The organism is Vibrio aquimaris, assembly GCF_009363415.1.
Taxonomy (GTDB): Bacteria; Pseudomonadota; Gammaproteobacteria; order Enterobacterales; family Vibrionaceae; genus Vibrio; species Vibrio aquimaris.
In genome coordinates this window covers 1,229,063-1,240,538 of the sequence record NZ_CP045351.1, presented here as the reverse complement: position 1 = coordinate 1,240,538, position 11,476 = coordinate 1,229,063, and the positions used below count along the sequence as shown (strand labels likewise).

Genomic DNA, 11,476 nt, shown 5'->3' with positions numbered 1-11,476 from the left:
GTAATTTAGTCAGAATGACGGTGAACTAGGTAAAATACATGATTCTTTTGACGCTTTTTTTATAGATATAGTTATTATTTAAAGTTTAAAGAATCAACTTTATTGTCTGTACACAGGGAGAGTGTTAATAGACCTCGGTCACCATTATTACCAAACATCAGCAAAGAAGCGCTGTCAGCACTTGAATGGACCTGAGTGAAAGCAGCAAGTAAGGCCAAAGATGATGCTTGTCCCAAAGTACCCCAGAGGTCATTAATTAAAAACGGTTGCTGAGGGTTATCAAATTTCTCTGCTTTTGCGCCCAGAGCAAAACCATAATCTTCAGTGTGGTCTCGAGAGTTCTGCATATCCGTATAAACACGGCCTAAATGTTGGTAGGTGCGCGCTGCATTTCGCACTAACTTCATCATACCTCGCCTATCATTGCAGTCCTTTTCAGAAATAAAGTATTCGAGCATAGCGAGAGGTTGGAGTTTAAGTGTCTCAATGATGTTTTTTCTAGTTAAAATGACACCCGCACCACCTTCGCTGGGAATCATTCCCCAAGGGCTTTTATCTCCCATTACTTTAGATTGAGAAATAAAGGCTTCAAGCTGGTCAAACAATGAATCGGCAGCAATGCTAATGATAGCGTCATGGTGCTCGAGCAGTTGTAAAGATTGCTCAATAAACCTAGGTCCACTAGAGTGTACTATTTCAAATTTTGACAACCACTTAGAGTGTTCACATTCTTCTAGCCAAACCATCACTTTCTTGCCGTCGACCGATTCGGGTACCGACACTATGACAGGGATAGGTTTGAGCATTTTTGGAAGTTTGTTCAGCAGTGAATTGATCAATAAATCAATCATTTCTATGAAGCGCTCAAATCTATCGTCTGCATCCAGAAAATCTATCTTAGAAAAGATATATTTCTCTCCAGTATCAGTTTGATGCTGATTGAATCGTGACAAATCGGCCTTAGCGATAGCCAATGACAGCTCAAGATTCATTCCCATGGGAGTGACTACTTCTGTATCTAGTACATACCGACCAAACAACTGACTCATGCTTTCTCCTTTGACTGGGACACCTTGGAAGAGACTAGTAAGTGCTCTTTCCCTTGGCATGGAAACGAAGCGCCGTAGCTCACTGTCAGTGTCATTTGCTCAGTATCAACATACAAAGTGTATATATGCATTGGAGCTATGAGGCTATCCTCTCCTATAAGCACTTGCGCGACATATTTTTCTGTCGGTAGACGAAATGTAATCACATCATCGTGATTGAAACCACTCATCATTAGTCGTTCAGAGCCTTCTAGGAAGCCACAACACTGCTGATCAGAAGGGGCAGATTGATAAAACTTCTGGTCAAAATCTTCGGGTAATAGAGGACGGCGATGCTCAAGCCAATGCTCATCAAACGTGCCTGCATACTGAGCCCTTTCAGCAAAAAAAGGCGCGATCGGCCCAAGTCCTGCCACTCGAACATTTTTGCTGTTTGGTGCCCAATTTTCCCTCGGAAAAAATACGCTAGGAACCGGTTTTTCCAATAACTGTTCGGTGCTTGAAGCAATGCCGCATCCAACACGGTTGCGTTTATCCCCTCCTAACGCATGACCATAGTGGATATCTGCTTCAATAAAAGGCTTAGGGTTTGAAACGGTTATCGCACCACCGTGGCGAATCCATTGGCGCTCTCCGTGAACTGAGATAGTTTTATCAATGTGACCATCAATAAGAACACGGCATTCATGATAGATCACTGGACGTTTCGCGTAGCTTCGCGCTTTACCGTAGACCAGCACATCGGTATTTTGTTTAGTAACGGCAAACTCATGATCTATTTTCATTACTGAAGAATTAGGCTCGGCAAGCTGTACAGGATCGTCATAAATTTCCTCCGCCTCTACTTCTTGCCATTGGTTGTCAACAAAGTTCCATTGACGCTTTGCCGTTAGGACCCATACCTCATGTCCATTTTCATCTCGTTGAAATCGCCCTTTGACAAGCACACCTTCAGTCTGCTCAATATCCCACAGTTGCATTCTGATCCCTTAAGTCAAATCTTTCTGAAGCAGCCGTCTGCTGCTGCATTTTGTCAAACACCCAATCTTGCTGGTAACAAGGCATAATCCAATGCCAAGGCATATAGACTCGACCATTAATGCAAAGCTGACGCCATATCCACTCTCGATAGTCTTTGGGAACTAAGGGATCTTGCATCGCTCGTATGCTCGTTTGATAACTCATGACCTCACCACATCGTAATTGCTTGTTCGGTAGGTGACTTTGCGTTTCATACCAATCTTGTATGATTCTTTTTGCCTCTTCCAAGTCATACTCGATGTCCAGTTCGTTCGGTTTTAAAGGAAAAGCATCACCATAGATGGTGTAGAGTGAAAACAACCACTCTGTCGCTTCATCTTCATCGTCTAAACAAATTAAATGGTTGATCGTGATATCTATCCATTTAGGATGAGCTGACAAAAACAATTGAATTGGCGCCTTATGGCTGGTGGGGTCGAACTGATCGAACTCCTTAAGATCGAGTAATTTTGCGTAAATGATCAGCTTACTGCTGGAGAGAGCAGATTCTTGCGTGCCAAAACGTTTTCTAAACCAAGAACCTCTATTATGCTTGGCTAGTAACAACTCAAACAGATAATCTTCATCTCTGTTTTGTTGGCTCAACCACTCCGTACTTTCCGAAACATCAAATCTAGTCAAGGTTTCGTGTAACGTCGATTCATTGAGGGTATTGTTTTTTAGCCAATACTTGGTAAGACCAATGCTCAATGTTTGGCGCCATTTTAGTAGCTCAAAGCACCATTGCTTATTATCCACTCCGCCTTCTATGTACTGAGCGACCACTTTATCTAAATTGGCTACTTTTGCTTGCACAAACATTAGCATGGCGATATCTGAGTGCATATCTTGCACTGAAGATAAAGCCGCATCAAGGTGAAACGGATCATCGGAAAACTCAGGCTCAAGCATCAGCCATACAAAAAGCTCTGGTGAAGCGTCTCTTTGCTCGTAAATCAATCCTGGATGGAGGTTAAACAAAGCAATATAGACTTGCTTTAGCTCCATCATTTGACGTTCAACTAATCTCAAGTAGTCTTGTTTAACGCTTGGATAACCGTTACGGTGCAGGCGCACCCATTGCTTAAATAGAAATGAAAAAGAGTCGCTAGCAAGCTGTGATTTTTCGCGACAAAATGACAGCCAACTAGGTTTGATATGCTCTAAATCTGCAATACTTTTACTTAAGGATTCAATCGTTTTATCAACATCTTTTTGACTGAACTCCTGTTCGAGTTGTTCTGGGGTTATTCTTTGTCTCATGGTTAAACATCTACCATCACTAATTTATCGCGATCGTGCCACCCAAAATTTTCTGAGCCACACTGGCTTTTGAAGTTACATGCTCAGCATCGGTCGTGACACTCCCTTCCTTGCCCCGATAATGAGTCTCAGCATTGCCACTGATAATGGCTAGTTCATTCGACGTTTCTACCGTCAACTTATCAACACTGAGTATCAATTCTTTACCGTCACCAGATACTCCAAAATAGATTTCTGTAACAACGGGCAAGGTTAGGTCTTGGTTAACAAACTCTACCCAGCAGCGTGCTTGATTGTCGACGGACAATTTAAGTTCCGAAGCTTCAAAGTGACGTTCTAATCTTGCCCAGATAGGTTGTTCAAGCGGATTGTCGGCAAAGTTAATTCTTACACTATTGGTTGCTTTGTTAAAATCCACCACTCGACCAAAACGGGAAAAGCAAGCCGGTTGGTCGACTTGCTGTGTTTCATGCTCAAATAACTCTATATAAGTTTGTTGCTTCATAGGGCCTGCGAACTATGGTTATACATTAATTGCGTTTGGGGTAATAGGTAAACAGGCCTTAGTTAATCGCCACATTACCACCTTTGATAATGACTTTGTCACTCCCTTCAACCGTAATCGAGGTCCCTGAGAGTTTAATCGTCCCATCGCTGTTCATGACTAAAGATGAGCCTCCAGTCTTCAACACTATTTTATCCCCGCTGATGACCTGAGTTGCCGCATCGGCTTTGTAGGAAGTGTTCCCCTTAACCGCGACGGTTAAATTACCGCCAACACTGAGGTTATCATCAGCACCAACATCGGCCGAGCGAGAAGCGCCTACTGTAAGGTTGCTATTTTCACCCACATCGAGATCGTCATTTAAACCAATTTTAGTGGTACGATTATCATTGATCGAAAGCGTAGAATCGTTCTTAACCGTTTGAGTTTCATTGGCATTGTATGTCACGGTTACATCTTGCTCGACGGTTTCCGTGAAGGTACTATTGACCTGCGTGGTTTTGTGACCGTCAATCGTTTCTTGATGATCGCCGTGAACTTCATTGGTTTGATGACGACCTACTTTCAAAAATTCGTCTTGGCCAATATCTCGGAAACGATCATTGAGAACTTTGGTCGACATATCCTTCTGCGCATGGATATAAATTTCTTCCTGATTGGCTTCATCTTCAAAACTAAGCTCGTTGTACCCAGTGCCTTTGTGGGTTTGAGTACGAAAAGTGGTTCGAGTTTTATTCTCCGGTAAAGCATAAGGAGGGTAATGCAAGCCATTATATACAGCGCCGGTAACCAGTGGACGATCAGGGTCTCCTTCTAAAAAGGTCACCACAACTTCATGCCCGATACGAGGCAGATACACTGCTCCCCATGTGGGTGCTGCCATCGATTGGCTAACTCGGATCCAACAGCTCGCATGCTCGTCATTATTACCGTAGCGGTCCCAATGAAACTGAACCTTAATTCTACCTAACGCATCCGTGTATATTTCTTCCCCATCAGGACCGACAACAACCGCGGTTTGTGGGCCATCAACCATGGGTGCAGACAGCTTAGGCGCCTTATAAGTCACATCACGTGGAATACAAACAAACTGATTCTCATAGGTCGTAGGCAGACCATTGGTTTCATCTTCATGGACTTGAGGATTATGGCCACTATGAACCACAGATAGCATGGTATAGTCACGATTGATCGCTCTGCGTGGGTGTTCACTAATACTAAAGCTATAACCAGGGATGATGCGCATAATGCTTGAGCTGGCTTCTATCTGCTGGTTATCAACCTGATGGTCAGCTATCCACTCAGACGCTCTGATTTGTCCCATAGCAGGGTCAACATAGCGTCCTGGGTAGTCGAACTGTTTAAGATCTTGGTCAAGTGGGCCATCGCTTCCCATCTCTTGCGGAATTTTCGGCTGCTCGTAATTGTAATCACTGTATGTGGTGCTGCCTGTTCTCACCCGATTAATCGCCGCGAGATCGAAGATATGTTCACGATCAGCAACACCACCCGCTTCCGAGTGGTACACAAGAGGCCCAAGATGAGAGGAATTGAGCGGTGTACTCAGCAGTTCAGGTATCGCATCATTACTGTCTACTATCACCATGGTATGGCTTGCGTCAGTATGTTCAAAGTAATACCACATACCATGCTCAGCAAGCATACGTTGGACAAAGTTACTGTCACTTTCTCGGTACTGAAGTACATACTCTTTTTCTGGGTAATTACCGGTAATATCGAGTCTATAATCGGTAACAGAAGCGTCATCTAGTACTTGAGAAATAATGTCAGGAGCCGAAAGGTTCTGAAATATTCGACAATCTTGCCTTTGAGTCATAAACCAAGTTTGCGGCACCAACACTAATTGATATCGAGCAAAACGTCGTCCCTGACCAGCAAAGCGTACTTCATTCACCATGCCATGAAACACACGCGCCGATCCCATTCCCTGTCCATAAAGGGTGAGCAAGGCTGGTTTGCGAATCAGTTCATCAAATGTAATATCAGCATCAAGTGAAAGTAATGAAAGGCTAACTTGGAATGGTTTAGACAGTTCTTCTGTTACTTGAAAGCTTTCAACGCGAAACTCATGACCAGTGCCCTGAATTTCAAATTTAAATTCTACGTCAGTTGTCATACCTTTTACCTGATACAAATAATAAAGTTAGGGCCAACATAAGCTGGCCCATAACGCTAACGTGTTGACGATTACGCTTCGCGTGGAGCACGCCAGTCGTCGTTACCGCCTTTGCCCATAACTTCGTGAGTCACTTCGATTGCACGGTAAGTGAAGCTAAGAACTTCTTCAGTTACACGGTCAGATGTGTGTGCATCTTGGCAGTGAGCCATACGAGTTTGTATATCAACTAATAGAGCATCAATAAGCTTGATTGTGTAGTAGTGCTCTTGCTTGCCTTGAACGGAAGTACGGTAAAAGTTGATTTTACACTCAGGTAGTTTCTCGCCTGAAACAAGAGCGTTAAACAGTAGTGGTGAACAACAATCTTGCGCTTTAGTTACCACAACTGGCTTGTGTACACGTTGACCTGTTGGCTGACCACTTTGTGGATCACGTGGAATAGTCAATACGTGATCAAGTTCCTGTACTAGAAACTCATCTTCATGACCTTCTTGCCATGTGTTACCTACTGATTCAGCTGTGAACGCGCTTTCTGTGATATTGCCTTGTGTTTCACCTGTGATAGACATATACGCTGGAGTTGGCATCTTATATTCCTTCTAAACTTTTTTATTTAAATTCACCAAATCGCTTATTACCGCGACCCAAACTACTAATACAAACACCATGCCAACTTTTAAAAGCCAATAATAACAATAACTTAATTGAATGCTACCTGTTATTTACAATTAAGACATTTCAATAAATTGAAAAATTAAACAAGTTTTTGTTGAGCAACTACAATTAATTGTTACTCATATTAATTGATAAAACAATGGCTCACATATATGCAAAAAAAGCGTTATTAACGGGCATTGAAGTCAAATTAACTAAAATAATAATCATACTGTCTAACAAGCACAGTAAATATGGTTTCAATACAGTCATTATCACCATCAAAATAACTACAAAAGACCAATAAAAATAGCTGGTAAAAAAAACGTCTCGATAATATTTAGTATAATTCTGGCCAATTCAAAACAACTGATAAGCTCGATAAAGACAATGATAAACATCAATCTATCTTCCTTAATTCAGCGTCTGCATCCTATCGCCAAGGTCGCGCTAGAAGACGCAGCAGCTCTGGCTGTTTCCGAAAAGGCCAATGAAGTACAAATTGAGCACTATTTGCTTAGCTTACTTGAAAGACCAAATAGTGACTTTGATGTTCTTCTCGCACATTTTGACTGCTCGGAAAACATTCTACGCCAATCAATTCGCTCAACATTAGACACCAGCCCCAAAGGCAATGGTGGGAAGCCTGTTTTCTCTGCACTGCTAATCGAATGGCTACAGGAAAGTTGGTTAGTCTCATCACTGGATCTTTCCCAATCTCAAATTCGCTCAGGAGCTCTATTATTGACGCTTGTGAGTAATCCCCTGAGATATGGTCAGCACGCTTACGCTGCGTTACTAGAGAGTGTCAATCAAGATAGCCTAAAACGAAATTTTGCCGACCTCACCAGTCAGTCTCTTGAAGCTCAAGTGGCAAACTCTGAAAAGACGCAGGCGCGTGAAGAAGGTTCAGCCCTGAGTAAATTCACCACTGACTTTACGGGGAAAGCGCGTAAAGGAGAGATTGATCCTGTATTTTGCCGCGATCAAGAAATCCGTCAGATTGTTGATATTTTAGCAAGAAGGCGTAAAAACAACCCTATCGCAGTCGGTGAGCCAGGTGTAGGTAAAACTGCTGTTGTTGAAGGACTTGCGCTTAAAATCGTTCAAGGTGAAGTGCCCGATAACTTAAAAGGTGTCGAGCTGTATGGTTTAGATATGGGACTGCTTCAAGCCGGAGCAAGTGTCAAAGGAGAATTTGAAAAACGCCTTAATGCGGTATTGGACGAAGTAAAGAACTCTCCTACCCCTATCATTTTATTTATTGATGAAGCACATACGCTCGTTGGAGGAGGTAATCAAGCTGGTGGTAGTGATGCGGCAAACTTGCTCAAGCCAGCGCTTGCTCGCGGCGAAGTGAAAACCATTGCCGCAACCACATGGTCAGAGTACAAAAAGTACTTTGAGAAAGATCCAGCGCTTGCGCGTCGCTTCCAACTCGTCAAACTTGATGAGCCTTCTCCAGAGCAAGCTGCACTTATTATTCGTGGTCTTCGTCCAGCTTATGAGAAGTCTCATAATGTTTACGTGCGCGATGATGCCATTACCGCCGCAGCGGCGCTTTCCGCTCGCTATATTTCAGGCCGACAACTGCCCGACAAAGCCATTGATGTGCTCGACACCGCTTGTGCACGAGTTAACATTAGCTTGAACGCCATTCCTGCATCGGTTGAAACACTTCAGCAGCAACTTGCCGCGCAGACCCGCGAGCTTGAAGCACTTGAGCGCGATGCACTGCAACAAACTGGCGATAAACACAGCCTTGCATCCATTCCTGATCTCAAGTTGCGAATGGAGCAAACCCAAGCAGAACTTGAAGTGCAAGAAGGTCAATGGCAACAAGAGCAGCAGCAAATTGAAGAAATGATCGCCCTTCGTAGCAGGCTGCATCAATTAGTCAGTCATGAAGAAGAGGAGCAAGAGGACGAACAAGCCGAATCACCTTATTTTGAAATGGATGAACAAGCGGTACGTATCGCCATTTCTGCCTGTCAGGAGCAATTAGAGGCTATTCGCGATAATAACCCATTGGTTCATTTTGAAGTAGGCCCTGATGAAATAAGCCATGTCATTTCCGATTGGACAGGCATTCCCATGGGTAAAATGCTACAAGATGAAGCAGAAACAACACTTAACCTAAAAGACAGCTTAACCAGCAACATCAAAGGTCAAGAGTATGCCATTGACGCACTGGCAGAAGGTATTCAAACCGCCAAAGCAGGTTTAGGTAATCCAGATGCTCCAACGGGGGTTTTCCTGCTCGTTGGGCCAAGCGGTGTCGGTAAAACCGAGACGGCGCGTGCTATTGCTGATCAGCTGTTTGGCGGCGAACGCTTTATGACCACAATAAACATGTCAGAGTTTCAAGAGAAACATACCGTGTCTCGGCTTATCGGTTCGCCTCCGGGTTATGTTGGTTATGGTGAAGGCGGAATGCTCACAGAGGCCGTTCGCCAACGTCCTTACTCTGTCGTCTTACTTGATGAAGTCGAAAAAGCTGACCCTGAAGTACTCAACCTCTTCTATCAAGTTTTTGATAAAGGGACACTCAATGATGGGGAAGGTCGTGCCATCGACTTTAAGAACACACTCATCATTATGACCAGCAACTTAGCGACACACGAAATTGAGTCTTTGGTACAACAATCTAAAGATATTGATGCCAGCACCATTGCTGAGGCCATTCGTCCGACATTAAATCAGCATTTCAAACCTGCCCTACTGGCGCGGATGTCGGTGCTGCCCTTTATTCCGCTGTCTGATGAAGCAATGACAGAGATCATTCATCATAAACTTGGCAAAGTGTCAGAGCGCCTACAAAGTCATCATAAACTGACATTAAGCTACGATGACAATCTGGTCGAATTTGTTCTAGGTAACTGCCGCTTAGCCGAAACCGGCGCACGTAACATTGATGCGGTGATTAACCGTCAATTACTGCCGCAGCTTTCGACTCAGCTATTGGTTCATGACAAGGATGAGTCGCATAGCCAAATCACTGTTTGCGTCGATGAGCAAGGAACGCTGTCTTATGCGTTCAGCTAGCTCCAGTGATTTGAGTAATGCTTTGCTTGCGATCAGCCAGTCTTTGGCTGATCGCTCTCAAATGGCACAAACTCTCGACGCGGTGCTCACAGCAGCGCGTCAAATGACCTTCTCTAAACACGGCATTATCTATGTGCTAGACCAAACAGGGCAAGCGCTGATACCCAGTATCGTGCATCACAATGAGAAGCCACTTTCGTCACATCCATGGTCTGCATTAGCCTTTGATCACACCAGTCCGACCGACCCATTTAACTATGCCATCCAAAATGGCGAGGTCGTACTACTGAATGAGCTATATCAATACAACGGTTACGATTGTGAAGCCATTTATGAAACAGAGCTTGTGCTGGGCAGTAAAAGTGCAAACCTTCTCGCTTGGCCTTTAGTTGACGACAGCAGTAAAACCATTGGCTTGCTCGCGCTGTTCGACCTCAGTGTGATCGACAATGAATCTGCCCTGACCGCTTTTTGCCAAATGGCAGCAAACAGCATTCGTCAAGCCGTATGGCTAGAAGAATATGGTCATATGATCAAAGACCTCAGCGCAGATAATGCGGCGTTGGTTCGAGAAAACCAGCACCTTAAACGGCGCAAGCAAAGCCACTATCAAGGCCCCATTGCAGAAAGTGAACAAATGCTTGAGGTACTGAGGCGTTTAGACAAAGTGTTGGCTCTGCCAGTCGATGTGCTATTGCGAGGCGAAACTGGCGCAGGTAAAGAGGTGATCGCCAAGTACATTCACCAAAATTCAAACCGTGCAGACCAGCCCCTGATAGTACAAAACTGTGCCGCTATTCCCGAGCAGCTGTTAGAGTCTGAGTTGTTTGGTCATAAAAAAGGCGCTTTCACTGGTGCAGATAAAGACAAAATCGGCCTTTTTGAAGCGGCTCACGGCGGTACTTTGTTTCTTGACGAAATCGGCGATATGCCACTTTTGCTTCAAGCTAAATTACTGCGCGTTTTGCAAGAGCGTAAAGTACGCCCAGTCGGAGCCAGTAAAGAGATAGAAGTCGATGTGCGCGTCGTCGCCGCTACGCATTGCCATTTGATGGAGAAGATCAAAAACGGTGAATTTCGTGCCGATTTGTACTATCGCCTGAATGTGTTCCCCATCACCCTACCACCGCTTAGAGAACGACAAGCGGATATTCTTCCGCTGGCTGAGCACTTCGTCAAACACAGCGCTGCAAACCTCGGGCTTGCTCAAGCACCAGGACTAAGTGCGAATGTACAAAAACAATTAAGCTTATATTCCTACCCAGGTAATGTACGCGAGCTAAAAAATATCGTGGAACGCGCCTTATTGCTGTCAGATTTTGAAACCATCACTCACATTGAACTTGGTGAAACCAGTCTGCTCAATGAACCAGTACTATCAGAATCAAAGCCCGTGCAGATGGCACAACCCAACGTACACAATCAGCAGCCCAGCCAAGAAACGACTGACTATTCAAAAGGGCTGAAAGAGGCGGTGAGTGAGTATGAAAAGACCGTTATTCTCGATTGCCTGTACGCCGCCAATTGGCAAATTAAACGTGTCGCAGAGCAGCTTTCTCTGCCTGTGAGTACGCTCAGCCACAAAATGAAAAAATACGATATTTCCGCCGCAGGTGAATCAAGTAAGCTCAGTCAAAATGCTTAATGAGTTTAACCCTTTATCAAGCAAGTTATTTAAAGCAAAGACTACCAACTATCGGCAAATAAACAGTTTGTCTTTGCTTTAAATCATTATATAAGAATTCAATAATATTCTTATATAACAAATACTATAAGCAATATTACCAATAGGAGCTAGAC

Annotated in this window: 8 protein-coding genes; 2 read left to right on the top strand and 6 right to left on the bottom strand. The window is 44.0% G+C overall.

Going from position 1 to position 11,476, the window contains the following annotated elements:
* Positions 1–74: 74 nt before the first annotated feature.
* From FIV01_RS19920 to FIV01_RS19895, 6 genes are all read right to left on the bottom strand, one after another.
* Positions 75–1,049, bottom strand: coding sequence for a hypothetical protein (locus FIV01_RS19920; protein ID WP_152432680.1), 975 nt, complete (start codon positions 1,047–1,049; stop codon positions 75–77).
* Positions 1,046–2,029: a DUF2169 family type VI secretion system accessory protein gene (locus FIV01_RS19915; RefSeq protein WP_152432679.1), complete on the bottom strand. Its 984-nt coding sequence runs from the start codon at positions 2,027–2,029 to the stop codon at positions 1,046–1,048. The genes FIV01_RS19920 and FIV01_RS19915 overlap by 4 nt, the downstream gene beginning before the upstream one ends.
* The gene (locus FIV01_RS19910) at positions 2,010–3,332 is read right to left on the bottom strand and encodes a hypothetical protein (protein WP_152432678.1); all 1,323 of its coding nucleotides are present in this window, start codon (positions 3,330–3,332) and stop codon (positions 2,010–2,012) included. The genes FIV01_RS19915 and FIV01_RS19910 overlap by 20 nt, the downstream gene beginning before the upstream one ends.
* 19 nt (positions 3,333–3,351) lie before the next feature.
* Positions 3,352–3,837, bottom strand: coding sequence for a hypothetical protein (locus FIV01_RS19905; RefSeq protein ID WP_152432677.1), 486 nt, complete (start codon positions 3,835–3,837; stop codon positions 3,352–3,354).
* Between the two features lie 58 nt (positions 3,838–3,895).
* Complete coding sequence (locus FIV01_RS19900) at positions 3,896–5,974, bottom strand: type VI secretion system Vgr family protein (protein ID WP_152432676.1); 2,079 nt, start codon at positions 5,972–5,974, stop codon at positions 3,896–3,898.
* 71 nt (positions 5,975–6,045) lie between these two features.
* Positions 6,046–6,564: an Hcp family type VI secretion system effector gene (locus FIV01_RS19895; RefSeq protein ID WP_152432675.1), complete on the bottom strand. Its 519-nt coding sequence runs from the start codon at positions 6,562–6,564 to the stop codon at positions 6,046–6,048.
* Positions 6,565–7,021: 457 nt separating this feature from the next.
* Between FIV01_RS19895 and tssH the strand changes: the two genes are divergently transcribed.
* A complete protein-coding gene (gene tssH, locus FIV01_RS19890; RefSeq protein ID WP_152432674.1) occupies positions 7,022–9,676 on the top strand; it encodes a type VI secretion system ATPase TssH in 2,655 nt (884 codons plus the stop codon).
* Positions 9,663–11,321, top strand: a complete 1,659-nt coding sequence (locus tag FIV01_RS19885; RefSeq protein WP_152432673.1) for a sigma-54-dependent Fis family transcriptional regulator — start codon at positions 9,663–9,665, stop codon at positions 11,319–11,321. Before tssH ends, FIV01_RS19885 begins: the two co-directional genes overlap by 14 nt.
* Positions 11,322–11,476 lie beyond the last annotated feature (155 nt).